We start from the raw sequence: 16,627 nt of genomic DNA, 5'->3' as shown, positions 1-16,627 counted from the left end.
GCTCATCCTTTAAAAGACCGCCTTGGTAAAGACCGCCTTGGCCGCGTCCAGGGCGCGCTCGATGGCCTGGGCGCTCACATCGAGGTGGGTGACGGCGCGGATGGTCCTCGGGCCGAGGGCGCCCATGCGGACGTTGCGGGCGAGCAGCCGCTCCACCGCCGCCGATGCATCGAGCGCGCCCGTGAGATCGAAGAAGACGAGGTTGGTCTCGACCGTCGCGGGATCGAGCTTGATACCTGGCAGCGTGGCGAGCCCTTCGGCGAGCCGCTTGGCGTTGGCGTGGTCCTCGGCCAGTCGCTTGACGTGATGCCTGAGCGCGTAGACGCCGGCCGCGGCGATGATGCCTGCTTGGCGCATGGCGCCGCCCATCTGCTGCTTGAGGCGCCACGCCTCGGCGATGAAATCGCGCGAGCCCGCGATCGCCGCGCCCACCGGGGCTCCCAACCCCTTGGTGAAGTCGATCCACGCCGAATCGAAGGGCGCCGCCCACTGCTGGGCGGACACGCCGGAGGCGACGACGGCGTTCATGAGCCGCGCGCCGTCCATGTGGGTCGAGAGCCCGCGGCGGCGAGCCACGTCGGTGACGGCGCGGACCTTGTCCAGCGGCCAGATGGAGCCGCCGCCCAGGTTGGACGTCTGCTCGACCCAGGCGAGGCGGCTCCGCGGCATGTGGCGATTGTCGGGACGGATGGCGGCGTCGAGCGTCGCCGCGTCGTACTGCCCGCGCGGGCCGTCGAGGGCTTGCACGTTGACGCCGGCCAGCGCCGCGGGACCGCCGGCTTCGAAATGGATGGGGTGCGCCGTCTTGTGCGCCAGCATCTCCTCGCCGTGGCGGCAGTGGACGCGGAGCGCGATCTCGTTGCACATGGTGCCCGACGGCAGGAACAGCGCCGCTTCCTTGCCGAGGAGCTCCGCGACCATCTCCTGGAGGAGGTTGACCGTCGGGTCCTCGTGCTTCTGCTCGTCGCCCACGTCCGCTTCGCACATGAAGCGGCGCATCTCCGGCGTGGGCCTGGTGACCGTATCGCTGTAGAGATCGACCTCGATCGCCATCGGGCCGGCCCTACTGCAGCGGCGAGAAGGCCGAGGGCATACAGATCTTCGTAGCCTGCGTGATCAGCGTGCCGGCCCCGCCGGGCGGCGGCCACAGTCCCTCGGCCCGCGCCTTGTTGCGTGTCGCCATCCGCGCGTCCAGGCTCGGGTAGGGCCAGATGTGCACGAACCTGTTCGCCGTGCCGAACTCGACGTTGCCCGCCAGCGCCAGCGGCGAGAGCCCGAGGCGGCCCGGAAGCTTGGGCTCCCAGCGCTTCATCAGGTCGGGCAGCGTCCCCGCCTTCATCTCGTAGTACCGGAACTCGTAGAAGGGGCCGTGCTTGCCCGGCTTTGCCGTGGGGGCGAAGGGGAAGGGTACGACGATCTCGGAGCTCATGCGCGTGATGAACTCCTGGATCTTGGGCGGCCAGTTGGCGTCCTTCGCGGCCGCGGCGCGGATCCGGCTCCGCTCTTCCATGCTCTCGTACTGCCAGATGTGGATGATCTCGTTGAGCGGCCCGATCTCGGTGTGGAAGAAGCCGAAGAGCTCGGAGTACTTCTTCCGATGTTCGTACACCTCTCCGTAGCGCTTCTCGACCTCGGCAAGGCTGCCGGTCTGGAGGCCGTAAGTGCGGATCTCGTAGATCATGCTGGACTCCTCTTAGCAGGCGGCTGAAAAAGGCCCATCTGCTTCGTTGGTGCCCTCGGCCGCACGCTCAACGTACAGAGAGTACGCCTCGCGTGCGGCCCTCGGGCACCGCCTCGCATCTGGACCTTTTTGAGCAGCCTTGGGGTATGGGGTCATACGACTACGGTGAGATGCCGATTTCGCGGAAGTAGCGCCGCGCGCCTGGGTGAACGAGATCGGGGCGCGGCGCCGCGGCGACGGTATTGGCCGCGGTGGTCTCGCGCGCCTGGGGCAGCCTGGCGCCGAGGACCGGCTCGCCGCGGTGCAGGGCGCGCGCGAGGCGGTACGCCGTCTCCTCGGGCACGTCGGGCCGGGCGAGGATGAAGCTCCACGAGCCGACGGACACGACGGGCTCGCCCTGTCCCGGATACGCCCCGGCCGGGATGGTCAGGGTCTTCAGGAACGCGTGCTTGGCCTGGATCCGCGCCCGCTCCTCGGCGCTCGGCGCGATGAAGCGCGCGCCCTGCGCGCCGCGCGCGACGGCCGTGAAGCCGGGCCACCCCGAGCCGCCGCCCCAGAGCGCGGCCGCGCGGCCGTCCAGAACCATGGCGGGGCCGTCGCCGGCCTGGTCGAGATAGATGGACTGGAAATCGCGCTCCATGTCGAGGCCGATGCCGTCGAGCACGTAGCGCGCGAGGACGACGAGCCCCGAGCCGCGGGCGCCCCAAGCGACGGCCTTGCCCTTGAGATCGGCGATCGCGCGGTACGGCTGATTGCCGCGCACGACGAACATGCCGGGCGTCGTGTACATGGCTGCCAGGATCAGCAGGCGCGCCGGCGGGCGGCCGATGCCGGAGAGCGCCTCGTGGGCGACTTCGCCCTGGACCAGCGCCAGGTCGAGCTGCCCCGCTTCGAGGAGCGGGACGTTCTCCGTAGAGCCCTTTGTATTGCGCGTCTTCACTTCCAAGGACGGCTCGACCCCGTTGATGGTCTCGGCCACGGCCTGGCCGTAGACCGGGAAGCCGCCGCCGGGCGTCGCTGTTCCGAGCGTGACCATGGTGCGCTCCTCGGCTCGCGCGAGGCCGGCCGCGAGCAGGAGCATCGCGGCAGCGCCGAGCCATCTCATGAGCGGCCAAGTCATGAGCGTATGGTCCCACGCCCGAGGTCGACCAGGCGCTCAGCCGCCGTCCTGAGCAGGCGCCAGGCCGGCTCGTGGCTCCGGGTTGCCTCGGGATCGTCATAGTAGGTGTCGAGCAGGACATACGGAGCGCCCATCGCCTCGAGCGCGCGGAGGTCTCCGCGCACCTGCTCGAGGCTGCCTTGGCCGGCGCTGCGCTGGTCTTCGGGCAGCGGACCGTCGGAGAGCTGAAACTTGATTCGCGGGCAGAGCGCCGGCACGGGCCGGCCTTCCTTCTCCGCGATCTCCTTGAGCTTGGGCAGGCCGGTATCGCGCAGCCAGTCCATGCGGATCCTGATCGGATGCCACGCATCGCCGTGGAGTACCGCGCGGCGGAGCGCGGCCTCGCTCGCGCCGCCGACCCAGATCGGCGGATGCGGGGCCCGCATCGGCCGCGGCGCGGTGTGCACGCCGGCGAAGCGGACGAAGCGCCCCTCGTAGGAGGCGACGTCATGGGTCCAGCACGCCTTGATCGCGTTCAGGTAATCGTTGGTCATGGCGCCCCGCTTCTCGAACGGCAGCCCCAGCGCCTCGAATTCCTGCCTGGCCCAGCCGACGCCGACGCCGAAGATGAAGCGCCCGCCGCAGAGCTGGTCCACCACCGCCGTCGCGCGCGCCGTCTCGAGCGGGTGACGGTACGGCACGATGATGACGGTGGTGCCGAGCTCGAGGCGGCGCGTGACGCCCGCGAGCCAGCCGAGGAGCGTCAGGGGCTCGTAGAAGGGCGCGGGATAGCGTCCCGCGACATCGGGCGTGATCGTCACGTGGTCGGAGGTCATGAGCAGGTGATAGCCCAGGTCCTCGACGAGGTGGGCCCAGGAGAGGAGCGCCTCGGGAGTGGCGCCCGGGCCGAAGTTGATCAGGTTGACGCCGACCTTCACGATGCGACCAGCGCCAAGCCGGGGACGACGCTCAAGTTCGGCAGGCGGCGCAGGGTGTCGGGGGCGAGCTTGAGCTTGGAGGACCTGCTGCCGCCTCCCAGGATGACGTAGTCGAGCGCCATGATGCGCTCCTCGACGTAGATCGGCAGGTCGGGCGGCAGGGCCAGCAGCGTCACGCCGCCGATCATCATGCCGGTGAGCTCCTGCGTCTCGTCCGCCGTGGCGAAGGAGACGCGCGAGACGTCCATCAAACGGCGCACGGTGTGATTGACGTCGAGCCGCGAGGTCGCCAGCACGAGGCAGGCGCAGAACTTCCTCGGCTCCTTCTTCGAGGCAACGACGATGGTGTTGCCCGAATGGTCGAGCGGCACGCCGTACTTCTCGCAGAAGACCGCCGTGTCGGCGAAGCCCGGGTCAATCCGGATGACTTCATGCGCGGCTCCCAGCCCCTCGAGGGCGGCCGCGACTTTCGCTTCGATCTCGGCGTCGTCGCTCATCCTACTAGCCTGCTCGACTCACGAACGCGTCTTCCGCGTTCTAGACGCCCCCTCACCCTACCCTCTCCCCCTCTGGGGGCGAGGGGATCGAAACGGCTCCCTCTCCCTCGGAGAGGGAGAGGGTCGGGGTGAGGGTGGCGCATGAGTTCACGCATAATCTGGGCTGGGCGCGGGGCCGCTGGGTCAGGCCGGGGCGATCTCGACGCGGCACGTGTTGTACGTCGGGGCGCCGCAGGGTGAGGCGCGGTCCTCCGTCAGGACGTTGGCGCACCCGCGCGTGTCGGCTCCGGACGGGCCGGGAGTGAACCAGGCGCCCTCCTTGATGGAGACCACCCCGCGGGCGATGCGATCCGTCACGCGCGCCGGCACGATCGTCGCGCCGCGCTCGTTGAACACGCGCACCATCTGGGCGTCGGCGATGCCGCGCGCGGCCGCGTCCTCGGGGTGGATCCACACGTCCTGCCGGTCCACCCGGGCCAGCGCCGCCTGGTTGTCGTGAATCGAGTGCGTCCGGGCGCGTGACTTGGGCGAGATCAGCTCGAGCGGATGGCGCGGGTCGGCCTCGTGAGGCGGGATCCACGTCGGGATCGGGGGGATGCGGCCGAGGCCGATCGGGTCGGGATTGGCCGCGATCGAGGTCGAGTAGATCTCGATCTTCCCGCTCGGCGTCGAGAACGGATGGCCCGCCGGGTCGCGCACCTCGTCGGCGAAGGCCACCGGATCCTCCGGCGCGGGCAGCCGCGCCAGCCCGCGCTCGCGGAAGGCGTCGAAGTCGTCGACGTCCGTGCCCGCGCAGATTTCCCGCAGCCACTCGACGTCGTCGACGCGCTTGTAGCCTTCGAGCCCGAGCCGCTTGGCCAGGTCGGCGCAGATGTCGACGTCGTTCCGGCACTCGTACATCGGCTTGATCGCCTGGCGCATGAAGATGGCGTAGTGTCCCGCCCCGCTCCAGGGCGTGTGGATGTCGCTCCGCTCCCAGAACGTGGTCGCCGGCAGGACGATGTCCGCGTACCGCGCCGTCGGCGTCAGGAAATGATCGTGGACGACCATGAACTCGAGCCCCTCCAGCCCCGCGGTGATCTTGTTGACGTTCGGCGCCTGGTTGGCCAGGTCGCCGCAGGCCGAGTAGACCATCTTGATGTCGGCCGGGTAGCCGCCGACCCGCCCGCGCGCGAGCACGTCGGCCAGGAGGGTCGAGGCGACGCGCGAGTTGGCGGGGTTCGGTGGGGCGCCCAACCGCTTGATGCCGTGGTTGCGCGCGCCCCCGCTGCATCCGGAGTTGCCGCCCGGGATGCCGATATTGCCCGTGATGGCGCAGAGCGCGTAGGCCGTCCGGTGGAACTGCTCGCCGTAGCCCGTGCGCCCGGGCGCGTAGCCGCAGTGGAGCGCGGCGGGCCTCCGCGTGGCGAAGTCGCGCGCCAGCCGCCGGATGGTCGCGGCCGGGACGCCGGTCAGGGGCTCCGCCCATTCGGGCGTCTTGACCACGCCGTCCGAGAGGCCGAGGAGGTACGAGCGGTACGACGAGCCCGGCGGGGCGCCCTCGGGCAGGTGGGCCTCGTCGAACCCGAGCACGAGCCGGTCGAGGAAGGCCTGGTCGTGCAGGCCGTCGCTGACGACGACCTGCGCCATCGCGATCAGCATGGCCGCATCCGTTCCCGGCCGGATCGCGATGTGCTCGTCGGACATCTGCACGCTCGTCCGCGTCGCGCGGGGGTCCACCGAGACGATGCGGACGCCGCGCTCGTGGGCCCAGCGGAGGTACTGCGGATTGTTCGTGCCGAACGTGCCGTCGGCGGGGCTCCAGCCCCAGAGGATCATGAGGCGCGAGTTGACGTAGTCGGTGGGCTCGCGCCCAGAGAACTTGCAGTCCGCCTTCGGGCCGTACGTGTGGCGCAGGGCGAAGATCTCGGCCTCGTTCGACAGGTTCGACCACAGCTCGGTGCAGCCGCCGAAGAGGTGCAGGAGTCGTTGGATGGCGGCGCGGTTGTGAAGGACGGCCGTGTTGCCCGAGCGCGAGCAGTCGAGGATGGCCGCGGGCCCGTACGTGTCGCGGATCCGCAGCATCTGAGCCGCGACCTCGTCGAGGGCGTCGTCCCACGAGATGCGCTCGTAGGCGCCCGCGCCTCGCGGGCCCACCCGGCGCATGGGGTAGCGCAGCCGGTCGGGGTGATTGACGCGGTCCGCGGCGCCGAAGCCGCGCGCGCAGGCGGTGAGCGGGGGCATCTCGAAGGTCCACTTTCTCGGGTCGGTGCTGATGCGGACGATCCGCCCGTACTTGACGTGGGCGTTGACCACGCAGCGCCCACCGCAGTTGTGCCCGCAGGTGCTGGTGACGACTTCTTCGCCCGGGGCGCCCGCTTCGCGCGCCGCTTCGTAGATGGTCTTCGCCTTCATCAGCGTCTCAGTTGAAGACCACCACGCCGCGCGCGACCTGGCCGGTCCGCATGGCGGTGAAGCCCTCGTTGATCTCCTCGATCTTGTACGTGCGGCTGACGAGCTGGTCGATCTTGAGCCTGCCGTCGAGGTAGAGATCGACGAGGCGCGGGAAGTCGATCGGGGGCCGCACGGAGCCGTACATGGTGCCCTTGAGCGTCTTCTCCTGGAGCGCCATGAGATAGGGCGTGATCGGGGCGCGCACGGCCATGGCCGCCATGCCGACGATGACGGCCACGCCGCCAGGGCGGATCGCGTCGAGGATCTGGAGCGTGGTCTGCTCGCCGCCGATGGCGTCGAAGGCGTAGTCCACGCCGCGTCCCTGGGTCAGCTCGCGCACGCGCTCGACGATGTTCTCCTGCTTGCCGTTGAACGTATGGGTCGCGCCGAACTCCTTCGCGTAGTCGAGCTTGCTGTCGAGGAGGTCGCAGGCCACGATCATCCCGGCGCCGGCCAGCCGCGCGCCCTGGACGACGTTGAGCCCCACGCCGCCGCAGCCGATGACCAGCACCGAGGCGCCAGCCTCGACCCGCGCGCAGGAGGTGACGGCGCCCACGCCCGTCGGCACGCAGCAGCCGCAGAGCGCCGCCTGCGGCCACGGCATCTCCTTGCGGATCGGCACCAGCATCTCGGACGGGCAGACGACGGATTCGGAGAACGTGCCGATCCGCGCCATCTGGTTGATGTTCTGGCCCTTGTGCGTGAGGCGGTGAGAGCCGTCGAGCATGGCCCAGCGCGCCGACTTGTGCCCGTCGCAGAGAATGGAGCGGCCGAGCGAGCAGTAGAGGCAGTGCCCGCACTGCGGCCTGAAGGAGAAGATGATGTGGTCGCCGGGCGTGACGTTGACCACGCCCGAACCGACCTCTTCGACGATGCCCGCCGCCTCATGGCCCAGGACCATGGGCAGCGGCAGCTGCCAATCCCCGTTCATGATGTGCCAGTCGCTGTGGCAGACGCCCGCGGCCTTGACGCGCACGCGCGCCTCGCCCGCCTGCGGTCCCTGCTGCTCAAGGTCCACGATCTGGAGCGGCGTGTTCGCTTCGTACAGGACGGCGGCTTTCATAGGGTGACCTCCATGGGGGTGACCTCCATTGGGGGTGGCCTCCTTTGGCCTACTTCTTACGGGCCGCGCGCATGGCGCCCCAGATCTTGTGGGGCGTGAGCGGCAGGTCCACGTGGGTGACGCCGAGCGGAGCGAGCGCGTCCATGACCGCGTTGGCGATGGCGGGCGTCGAGCCGATGGTCGCGGCCTCACCGATCCCCTTGACGCCGAGCGTGGTCCGCGGCGAGTGCGTGTGCGTGTGGTCGTTCTGGAACGAGATCAGGTCGTCCGTCTTCGGGATCGCGTAGTCCATGAGGGTCGACGAGAGGAGCTGGCCCGCCTCGTCGAAGGCCGCCTCTTCCCAGAGCGCCTGCCCTATGCCTTGCGCCAAGCCGCCGTGCACCTGGCCCTGGACCAGGAGCGGGTTGATGAGGAAGCCCGCGTCGTCCACCGACATGTAGCGGAGGATCTTGACGCGGCCCGTGTCCTTGTCCACCTCGACCATGGCGACGTGGGAGCCGAACGGGAAGAGCATGCCGGCGCCGGTCTTGATGTCCTCGTGCGAGTCGAGACTGCCCTTGGCGGCCGCGGCGACCTGCTGCCAGGTGACGGCGCGATCGGGCACGCCGCGCACGGTGAATTTGCCGTCGGCCAGCACGAGATCCTGCGCCGCCGCCTCGAGAAGGCTGGCGGCGACCTGCTGGGCCTTGTCCTTGACCTTGACCGCCTGGCCGAGGGCGTGCATGCCGCCGCGCGCGGCGGAGCGGCTGCCGAAGGTGCCGACGCCGTTCCTGACGAGCGCGGTGTCGCCCTGGACGACCTTGACCATCTCCATCGGGATCTGGAGCTCGTCGGCGACCAGCTGGGCGTAGGCCGTCTCGTGCCCCTGGCCGTGCGAGGCCGAGCCCGTCAGCAGGGTCACGCGCCCGTCGGCGGCCACGACGAGGTCCGACACCTCGTCCTCTTCGAAGCCGCAGATCTCGACGTAGGAGGCGAGCCCGATGCCCACGAGCCGCCCGTGGGCGCGCGCCGCCTGCTGCTGCCGGCGGAGCTCCTCGTAGCCGGCCTTCACGAGCGCGTGGTCGAGGGCGCGCGTGTACTCGCCGCTGTCGTAGGAGTTCCCGAGCGCCGTGTCGTAGGGGAACTTGTCGGGCGGGATGAAGTTGCGCCGCCTGACTTCGGACGGGTCGAGGCCGACCTTCGCGGCGAGCAGGTCCATGCCCCGCTCGATGAAGTAGGCGGCCTCGGGCCGCCCCGCGCCGCGATAGGGCACGGTGCCCATCGTGTTGGTGAAGGCGCAGACGACCTCGGCCCGCGCTGTCTGGATGTCGTAGCAGCCCGTGATCATCTGGGCGCAGAGGACCGGCAGGAGGCAGCCGACGTGATAGAGGCAGTAACCGACGTTGCCGGTGATCTTCGCGTCGAGCGCGAGGATGCGGCCCGTCGAGTCGGCCGCGAGGCGCAGGTGGCAGCGCATGTCGCGACCGTGCCCCGTCGCCTGCATGTCCTCGCGCCGCGTCGCCGCCCAGCGCACGGGGCGGTTCAGGCGCTTCGCGAGCATCGGGACGATGGTGTCTTCCTGGTACACGGGCACCTTGGCGCCGAAGCCGCCGCCCACGCGCCCGGTCATCAGGTGGATCTGCTCGGGCTTGAGTTTGAGCCGCTCGGCGACCTGGTTCCGCATGCCGTGCGGGATCTGGGTGTCGCCCCACATGGTCAGCTTCTGCGCCTTGGCATCCCAGATCGCGCTGCAGGCGCGCGGCTCCATCGCGAGCGGGATCACGCGCTGGTTGATCAGCTTGACGTCGATGACCACGGGGGCCGTCTTGAAGACCGCGTCGACGTCGCCCTTCTCGAGCTTGAACGAGACGCCGAGATTGGAGCCGGTCTCCGGGTACAGGAGCGGCGCGCCCTTGCGGAGCGCCGCCTCCGAGTCCACGACGGCCGGCAGCGGCTCGTAGTCCACGACCACGGCCTCGGCCCCGTCCACCGCGGCCTGCGCCGTCTCGGCGGCGACCACGGCCACGGGCTCGCCCACGTGACGGACGCGGCCCTCGGCCAGCATCGTGTACCCCTGCCGGTTCATCGAGGCGAACATCTCGGGCGGGATCGGCGTGTGGATGACGCCGACCTCGGCGTTGATGTCGGCGCCGGTCAGGACCGCGACGACGCCGGGGATCTTCCTGGCAGCCGTGGTGTCGATCCGCTTGAGAACCGCGTGGGCGTGGGGGCTCCTGACGAACGCCAGCTGCAGCGCCCCTTCGAGGCGCACGTCGTTGACGAAGTGGTCGGCGCCCGTGATGAGCTTGGGGTCCTCGAGCCGCCTGACCGGGCGGCCCACGTGCTGGATCGGCATGGCGTCAGTCTCCCTGTGAGATCCCGTGGTGTGCGAGCCGGAGGGCATGGTACCACGCGGCGAGAATCCCCCCGCATCCGGCTTCAGGTTGCGTTACGCTGGGCGGGCGCCCGGCCCCCGCCGGGCGCTGACCTGTCACCTGGAGGCGCGCGATTCTGACGTCGGCCGAGGCTCCACGAGGCACTCTGAGGCGAGACGTCCGAATTATCGGTCTGGTGGGCGGGGCTCATTTCGTCAGCCACTTCTTCCAGCTGACGCTGCCGCCCATCTTCCCGCTCCTGCGCGATGACTTCGGCGTCAGCTACGTCCAGCTGGGCCTCCTGATGAGCCTCTTCTACGCCTCCTCCGGCATCGGCCAGACCGCGTCGGGCTTCCTCGTCGATCACTGGGGCGCGCGCCGCGTGCTGCCGACGGGCATGGCTCTCTTGGCCTTTGCCATGGCGCTGGCGGGGCTCGCCCAGTCGTATTGGGCGCTGGTGCCGGCGGCGCTCCTGGGCGGCCTCGGTAACAGCGTCTTCCACCCGGCGGACTACTCGATCTTCAACGCCTCGGTCAGCCCGTCGCGACTCGGCCGCGCCTACGGCGTTCACAGCATCTGCGGCGCTCTCGGCTGGGCCGTGGCGCCCGCCGTTGTTGTGACGTTGTCATCGACGATAGGCTGGCGCCTTGCCCTCGTCACGGTGGGCGTCCTTGGCATCGCGGCGGCGGTCGCGCTCTCGACGCTGGGCGAGGCGCTCGACGACCGGCGCGAGACGGCCGGGCTGCGCGGCGCGCCGTCGTCGGGCTGGACCGCCAACGTGAGGCTTCTCATGGCGACGCCGATCCTGGTCGCCTTCGCCTACTTCGCGCTCTTGGCGACCTCGCTCATCGGCATCCAGACCTTCTCCGTTTCGGCGATGGTCGCGATCTACGAGGCGCCGCTCGGCCTTGCCACCGGCGCTCTGACGGCATTCCTTCTGGGCAGCGCCGGCGGCGTCCTCGTCGGGAGCTTTCTCGCGGACCGCACCAGCCGGCACGACGTGGTCGCGGGCGGCGGCATGTTCCTCGGCGCGATCGCGAGCCTCGTCATCGCGAGCGCGGCGCCGCCGTTGGCGCTTTTGCCGGTGGTGATGGCGCTGGCAGGCTTCTGTCTCGGCGCGACCTCGCCCTCGCGCGACATGCTCGTGCGCGCCGCCACGCCGCCGGGCGCCTCGGGAAAGGTCTACGGCTTCGTCTACTCCGGGCTTGACCTGGGCTCCTCGCTCACGCCGCTCCTCTTCGGGTGGCTGCTCGACCGGGGCGAGCCGCGAATGGTCTTCGTGGCCTCCGCGGGCTTCATGCTGCTGACCATCGCCACGGTTATCCAAGTCCGGCGCCACGCGGCGCCGGTTCACACGCAAGCGCCCGCCTAGCAGTCTCTCCTGGAACCGGCAGGCGGCCGAGAAGGGTCCAGATGCGAGGCGGCGCCCGAAGGTCGCACGCGAGGCGTACTCCTGTACGTTGAGCGTGCGGCCGAGGGCGCCAACGAAGCAGATGGACCCGTATCGGCCGCCTGCTAGGCGGCGATCAGGGCGCCACTCTTCGAGCTCGCGAGGAGCGGCGTCACGTGCTCCGCGTCCGCCGGCCGCGCGAAGAGGAAGCCCTGGCCGCGGTCGCAGCCGAGCGCCTTGAGCTCGATCCGCTGCTCGTCGGTCTCGATGCCTTCGGCGGTCACGTCCATGTTGAGGCTCTTTGCCACTGTGACGACGGCGCGGACGATGGCGCTGTCGCCGCCCTCGCCGGAGAGCCCCCTCACGAATGACCGGTCGATCTTGAGCGTGTCCACGGGGAAGCTCTTGAGGTAGCCGAGGGACGAGTAGCCGGTTCCGAAGTCGTCGATGGCGAGGCGGATGCCGAGGTCCTTGAGCTCCTTGAGCTTGGCGAGCGTCGCCGGCGCGCTCTGCATGACCACGCTCTCGGTGATCTCGAGCTTGAGGGACGACGCCTCGAGCCCGCTCTCCATCAGGGCCTGGGTGATCTCGTCGACCAGCTGCGGGTGCTGGAACTGCTTGGCCGAGAGGTTGACGCTCATGACGAGCGGCGGGTCGCTCGGGAACTCGAGCTGCCACACCCGCGCCTGGCGGCAGGCCTCGCTGAGCACCCACTGCCCGATGGGCACGATGAGCCCTGTCTCTTCGGTCAGGCCGATGAACGCGTCGGGCTGGAGCAGGCCGCGCTTGGCGTGCTGCCAACGGATGAGCGCCTCGACCTCGGTGATCCTGCCCGTGTCGAGCCGCAGGATGGGCTGGTAGTGGAGCCGGAACTCGTGGCGCGAGATCGCCGTGCGGAGGTCCATCTCGAGGTCCATCCGGTCGAGCGCCGGTGCGCTCATGCCGTTGTCGAAGACCTCGTGGCGCGCACTGCCCTTGGCCTTGGCGTGGTACATGGCGAGGTCGGCGTCGCGCAGCATCTCCTCGGGCAACCCGATACGGGCCGAGGACAGCGCGATGCCGATTGAGGCGGTGATGAAGACCTCGCGCCCCTCGAAGAGCAGCGGCTTGGCCAGCTCCGCCTCGATGCGCAGGGCGACCGCGTCGGCGGTCTCGGCGTCGGCCACGTCTTCCAGCAGGAGGCCGAACTCGTCGCCGCCGAGCCGCGCCACGGTGTCGCCCGGGCGCAACGAGGCGCTGAGGCGATTGCTCACCTCGACCAGCAGCTGGTCCCCGACCGCGTGGCCCAGCGTATCGTTGACCACCTTGAAGCGGTCGAGGTCGAGGAAGAGCACGGCCAGGTGCTCGTGGCGCCGCCGGGCGCGTGTGAGCCCGTGGGTCAGCCGGTCCATGAACAGCGCCCGGTTCGGCAACCCGGTGAGCGAGTCGCGGAATGCCTGCTTGGTCAGCTGCTCGAGGCGCCTGGGGAACTGGCTTATCTCATCGGACTGCTGCTCGATGGTCGCCATCATGCGGTTGAACGAGACCATGAGCGTGCCGATCTCATCGTGCCGCGCGCCGGCTGTCTCCCCGGCGGGCTGCGCAGTTGCGACGAGGCTGGCCGCGTGCGTGACCGCGCTGGCGAGGTCCCAGACGACGTAGCCGCCGCCAGCCATGAGGAGTCCGGTGAAGGCGACGAGGGTCGGGATGGCGAGCACGTCGTTCAGGTTTGCAGCGCCCAGGGAGGGCACGAGGTTGCTGTGGAGCACGTACGTCAGGACGAGGAGCGGGATGACCGAGCAGAGGGCAAGGGCGAAGACGACCTTCTGCTTGACCCGCTGCCCCGCGAACGCCACCTCTCGCTTGATCTCGCCGTCCATCGTCATCCCCTTTCTCCTGCTCGTGGTCTAGGCAAGGAAATCCTCACGTCACACGAGCAACATTGGTGCCACCGGCGGCGGCGTCTAAATGGCTGAAAAGAAAGCGGCGTACTCAGTCGATCGACAGAGAAAGTGACGATTCTTGGATGTCGGCCGTCGAGGGCCCGACGTTCCGTGTCACCGGCCGGCCGAGGGCCGGCGGTGGCCCGAGGCGGGTCAGCGCTTGTACTTGCTGGGAACCTTGCGCTGGGGGAAGAAGACGGGACGCGGCATCCGGCCCACGGGCACCTCGATCAAGACCGGCCGGTCCATGGCTACGGCCTCGCCGACGAGCCGGCCCACGTCCGTGGGGACCTTGACCCGCATACCGTAGAGGCCGAAAGCCTCGCTGAGCTTCATGAAATCGGGGTTGTGGAGCGCCGAGCCGTACTGTCCGCCCCAATCCTCGTCGAGGTCGCGCGCGACGTTGCCGTAGGCCCCATCGTTGAAGACGACCGCCACGACGTTGATCTTGTGCTGGACGGCCGTGGCCATCTCCTGGGCGTTGTAGAGAAAGCCGCCGTCGCCGATCACCGCGACCACGGGGCTGCCGGGGCGCGCGACCTTCGCGCCGAGGGCGACCGGGTACTCGTAGCCGAGGTTGCCGGAATACGAGGACGAGAGGTACGTCCGCGGGCCGTACGTCGGCCAGAGCGGGCGCGAGTAGTAGCCGATCTGCGTCATGCCCGCGACCAGGATCGTGTCCTCAGGGCATCCCGCGCGGAGGCTCTTGACGATGGAGACCTGCGGCTCCTGCGTCATCTGCGCCGCGATCTCCGCCCGGAGGGTCTCGCGCTCGGCCTTCCGGGACGCGCGGGCGGGCGCCCCCGCGCGGAGCTTCTCCAGGAGTGCCTCGAGCGTCGCGCGCGCGTCGCCCACGAGCCCCAGCGTGGTCTTGTGGCTGCGCCCGATCTCTTCCGGGTCGGCGTCGATCTGGACGATCCGCGTCTCAGGCGCGAAGGAGACCAGGGCGAGCCTCGAGCCGACGGCGAGCACCACGTCCGCGGCGTGGATGGCGGCGCGGAGCGGCGACTCGCGCCAGAACGCGGCGCCGAGCGAGAGGTCGCTGTGGTCGCTGACCGCGCCCTTGCCCTCGGCCGTGCACGCGACGCCGGCCTGCAGGTACTCCGCGACGGCGTGCAGGGCCTCGTGAGCGCCCGAGAGATTGACGCCGCCTCCCGCGTAGATGATCGGGCTCTTCGCGGCCAGCAGGATCTCGGCGGCGCGGCTGATGTCGGCGGCCGAGGCTCTAGCGCGCGCGACCTCCGCCGGCGCCAAGAGCTCGGCCTCTCCCTCCTCCTCCATGGTCTCGGGCGGCATCTCCAGCTCGACGGGACGCGGGCGGCCGCTCCTGAGCTGCACGAACGCCTCGCGCACGGCGGCCGGGATGTCCGGCACCTGGAGCACGCGCCGCCGCCACTTGGTGACGGGCGCGATGCAGTCGAGCTGGTCATTGACCTCGTGGAGGAGCCCGATGTTCTTGCCGATCTGCTCGCGCGGGATCTGGCCCGAGAGCATGAGCACGGGCGAGGAGGCGGAGTAGGCCGTGCTGAGCCCCGCGGCGGCGTTGAGCAGCCCCGGGCCCGGGACGACGAGCGCCGTGCCGATGCCGCCGCCGGCCCGCGCGTAGCCGTCGGCCATGTAGCTCGTGGCCTGCTCGTGGCGCGTGGTGATGAAGCGGATCCGCGGCTCGTCGCGCAGCGCCGCCATCACGCCGTAGAGCTGGACGCCGGGCAGGCCGAACACCACCCGCACGCCTTCGCGATAGAGGGAGGCTACGAGGGCTTCGCCGCCGGTCATCCTGGCCATGTCTGTCGCTCCCGACTCGTAGGGTGGAGGCGGCGCCTACGGTTGTTCCACGGCGCCGCTCGCGATCAACGTGTCGATCCGCGTCGCATCGTAGCCCAGAAGCCCCGAGAGCACCAGCCGGCTGTGCTCGCCTACGCGGTAGGGCGCCGGCCCGGCCGGATGGACGGGACGGCCGTCCCAGTGATACGGGCTCGCCGTGACTCTCACGCGGCCACGCGTTGGGTGGGAGACGTCGGGAAACGCCTGGCGCTCCAGAAGATGAGGGTGGGCGATCACCTCGCGCGGCTCGAGCACCGGCGCGCAGGGGATGCGGGCCGCCCCGAGCGCCGCCAGCGCCTCGTCCACCGTCCGGAAGCGCGTGAGCCACTGGCCGATCAGATCGCGGAGGAGCGGCCAGTGCTCGCGCCGCGCCTGCGCCGTCGCGAAGCGCGGGTCATTGGCCAGCTCGGGGCGGTCCATCATCTCGAGCAGGCGCGGCCAGAGCTCCGTCGAGCCCACGGTCTGGAGCGCCAGATGGCGCCCGCCGATCTCGTAGACGCCCATGCCGGGGCGCGGCGAGCCGATCTCCTCGCCGCCGTTGAGCACCGCCGCGAAGGAGACGTCGTCGGCTGCGATCAGGGCCTCCAGCATCGAGACGTCGATCCGCGCGCCCGCTCCCGTCCGCGCGCGGCGCCACAGCGCGGCGAGGATGGCGCCGAAGGCATGCGTGCCCGACAGCACGTCGGCGGCCTGGAGGTTCGCGGATTGCGGCGCCGGCGCATCGCCCTGTTCGAGGTGCATGAGGCCCGAGGCGGCGTTGATGATGTGGGCGAAGGCGGGGCGCTCGCGCCACGGCCCCGTCTGGCCGAAGCCGGAGATGGAGCAGTAGACGAGGTCGGGCTTGGCGGCGGCGAGGGTCTCGTAGTCGATGCCGAGGCGCGCCGCGACGCCCGGGGCGAAGTTCTCGACCGCGACGTCGGCCTTCCGCGCCAGGTCGCGGGCGATCTCGCGCGTCTCGGGGCGCCCGAGGTCGAGCCCCACGCTCTCCTTGCCGACGTTGATGCGGGTGAAGTAGCTGCTCTGGTCGTCGCGCCCCGGCTCGAGCTGCAGGTGTCCCTTGCGCATGTCGTCGCCGCCGCCGGCGCGCTCGACCTTGACAACGCGCGCCCCCAGGTCGGCGAGGAGGCGCGTGCAGTACGGGCCGGCCAGGACGCGCGTGAAGTCGAGGACCACGAGGCCGTGGAGGGGAGCGATATCTTCGGGCACCGGTGGAGTATAGCAGGGGTCTTCGGGTAACTGGGCGCGCCGCCGGGTAACTGGGCGCGCCGCTGGGTAACTGGGCGCGGGGTGCACGTCAGGATTGTGAGATAAGGTCATGCGGCCACCGCCCTGGCGACGGATCGCCGCTCCCAGAAGTCCTCGAAGCGCCCGCTCAGCGTGCAGCACCGCAGCGCGATGATGGCGTCGGCGCCGGCCACCGTCCAGT

The 16,627-nt window shown here is 70.2% G+C and carries 12 protein-coding genes; 1 reads left to right on the top strand and 11 read right to left on the bottom strand.

Going from position 1 to position 16,627, the window contains the following annotated elements; genetic code table 11:
- Positions 1-9: 9 nt before the first annotated feature.
- From Q7W02_22470 to Q7W02_22435, 8 genes are all read right to left on the bottom strand, one after another.
- Positions 10-1,053 carry a GntG family PLP-dependent aldolase gene (locus Q7W02_22470; protein ID MDO8478909.1) on the bottom strand — a complete coding sequence of 348 codons (1,044 nt, stop codon included), beginning with the start codon at positions 1,051-1,053 and terminating at the stop codon, positions 10-12.
- A 10-nt stretch (positions 1,054-1,063) separates the two neighbouring features.
- On the bottom strand, positions 1,064-1,681 hold the full coding sequence (locus Q7W02_22465; GenBank protein ID MDO8478908.1) for an NIPSNAP family protein: 618 nt from the start codon (positions 1,679-1,681) through the stop codon (positions 1,064-1,066).
- A gap of 160 nt (positions 1,682-1,841) precedes the next feature.
- Positions 1,842-2,801, bottom strand: coding sequence for a TAXI family TRAP transporter solute-binding subunit (locus Q7W02_22460; protein ID MDO8478907.1), 960 nt, complete (start codon positions 2,799-2,801; stop codon positions 1,842-1,844).
- Entirely contained in the window at positions 2,798-3,718 is a 921-nt protein-coding gene (locus Q7W02_22455; GenBank protein MDO8478906.1) for a TIGR03619 family F420-dependent LLM class oxidoreductase, read from the bottom strand. Before Q7W02_22455 ends, Q7W02_22460 begins: the two co-directional genes overlap by 4 nt.
- The gene (locus Q7W02_22450; GenBank protein MDO8478905.1) at positions 3,715-4,215 is read right to left on the bottom strand and encodes a YbaK/EbsC family protein; all 501 of its coding nucleotides are present in this window, start codon (positions 4,213-4,215) and stop codon (positions 3,715-3,717) included. Before Q7W02_22450 ends, Q7W02_22455 begins: the two co-directional genes overlap by 4 nt.
- 183 nt (positions 4,216-4,398) lie before the next feature.
- Positions 4,399-6,609 (bottom strand): molybdopterin-dependent oxidoreductase, encoded by a 2,211-nt coding sequence (locus Q7W02_22445; GenBank protein ID MDO8478904.1) that lies wholly within the window; start codon positions 6,607-6,609, stop codon positions 4,399-4,401.
- A gap of 7 nt (positions 6,610-6,616) precedes the next feature.
- Positions 6,617-7,711 carry a Zn-dependent alcohol dehydrogenase gene (locus Q7W02_22440; protein MDO8478903.1) on the bottom strand — a complete coding sequence of 365 codons (1,095 nt, stop codon included), beginning with the start codon at positions 7,709-7,711 and terminating at the stop codon, positions 6,617-6,619.
- A 49-nt stretch (positions 7,712-7,760) separates the two neighbouring features.
- Positions 7,761-10,046, bottom strand: coding sequence for a xanthine dehydrogenase family protein molybdopterin-binding subunit (locus tag Q7W02_22435; protein ID MDO8478902.1), 2,286 nt, complete (start codon positions 10,044-10,046; stop codon positions 7,761-7,763).
- Positions 10,047-10,261: 215 nt separating this feature from the next.
- Here Q7W02_22435 and Q7W02_22430 point away from each other — a divergent pair, with 215 nt between their 5' ends.
- Positions 10,262-11,437 carry an MFS transporter gene (locus Q7W02_22430; GenBank protein ID MDO8478901.1) on the top strand — a complete coding sequence of 392 codons (1,176 nt, stop codon included), beginning with the start codon at positions 10,262-10,264 and terminating at the stop codon, positions 11,435-11,437.
- A gap of 143 nt (positions 11,438-11,580) precedes the next feature.
- Here the strand turns inward: Q7W02_22430 and Q7W02_22425 are convergent, their stop codons facing one another.
- From Q7W02_22425 to Q7W02_22415, 3 genes are all read right to left on the bottom strand, one after another.
- Positions 11,581-13,320, bottom strand: coding sequence for an EAL domain-containing protein (locus tag Q7W02_22425; protein ID MDO8478900.1), 1,740 nt, complete (start codon positions 13,318-13,320; stop codon positions 11,581-11,583).
- Between the two features lie 210 nt (positions 13,321-13,530).
- A complete protein-coding gene (locus tag Q7W02_22420) occupies positions 13,531-15,162 on the bottom strand; it encodes a thiamine pyrophosphate-binding protein (protein ID MDO8478899.1) in 1,632 nt (543 codons plus the stop codon).
- Between the two features lie 36 nt (positions 15,163-15,198).
- Entirely contained in the window at positions 15,199-16,407 is a 1,209-nt protein-coding gene (locus Q7W02_22415) for a CaiB/BaiF CoA-transferase family protein (protein ID MDO8478898.1), read from the bottom strand.
- Positions 16,408-16,627: the final 220 nt, after the last annotated feature.

The organism is Candidatus Rokuibacteriota bacterium (assembly GCA_030647435.1).
In the GTDB taxonomy this organism is placed as follows: domain Bacteria; phylum Methylomirabilota; class Methylomirabilia; order Rokubacteriales; family CSP1-6; genus AR37.
The sequence above is the reverse complement of the archived record's forward strand: the minus strand, read 5'-3'. Positions and strand labels throughout refer to the sequence as shown.

Excerpts from the sequence above, each read along its gene's own strand:
- Q7W02_22450 (MDO8478905.1), bottom strand. The coding sequence starts at position 4,215 with ATGAGCGACGACGCCGAGATCGAAGCGAAAGTCGCGGCCGCCCTCGAG.
- Q7W02_22445 (MDO8478904.1), bottom strand. The coding sequence starts at position 6,609 with ATGAAGGCGAAGACCATCTACGAAGCGGCGCGCGAAGCGGGCGCCCCG.
- Q7W02_22425 (MDO8478900.1), bottom strand. The coding sequence starts at position 13,320 with ATGACGATGGACGGCGAGATCAAGCGAGAGGTGGCGTTCGCGGGGCAG.
- Q7W02_22465 (MDO8478908.1), bottom strand. The coding sequence starts at position 1,681 with ATGATCTACGAGATCCGCACTTACGGCCTCCAGACCGGCAGCCTTGCC.
- Q7W02_22420 (MDO8478899.1), bottom strand. The coding sequence starts at position 15,162 with ATGGCCAGGATGACCGGCGGCGAAGCCCTCGTAGCCTCCCTCTATCGC.
- Q7W02_22435 (MDO8478902.1), bottom strand. The coding sequence starts at position 10,046 with ATGCCGATCCAGCACGTGGGCCGCCCGGTCAGGCGGCTCGAGGACCCC.
- Q7W02_22440 (MDO8478903.1), bottom strand. The coding sequence starts at position 7,711 with ATGAAAGCCGCCGTCCTGTACGAAGCGAACACGCCGCTCCAGATCGTG.
- Q7W02_22470 (MDO8478909.1), bottom strand. The coding sequence starts at position 1,053 with ATGGCGATCGAGGTCGATCTCTACAGCGATACGGTCACCAGGCCCACG.
- Q7W02_22460 (MDO8478907.1), bottom strand. The coding sequence starts at position 2,801 with ATGACTTGGCCGCTCATGAGATGGCTCGGCGCTGCCGCGATGCTCCTG.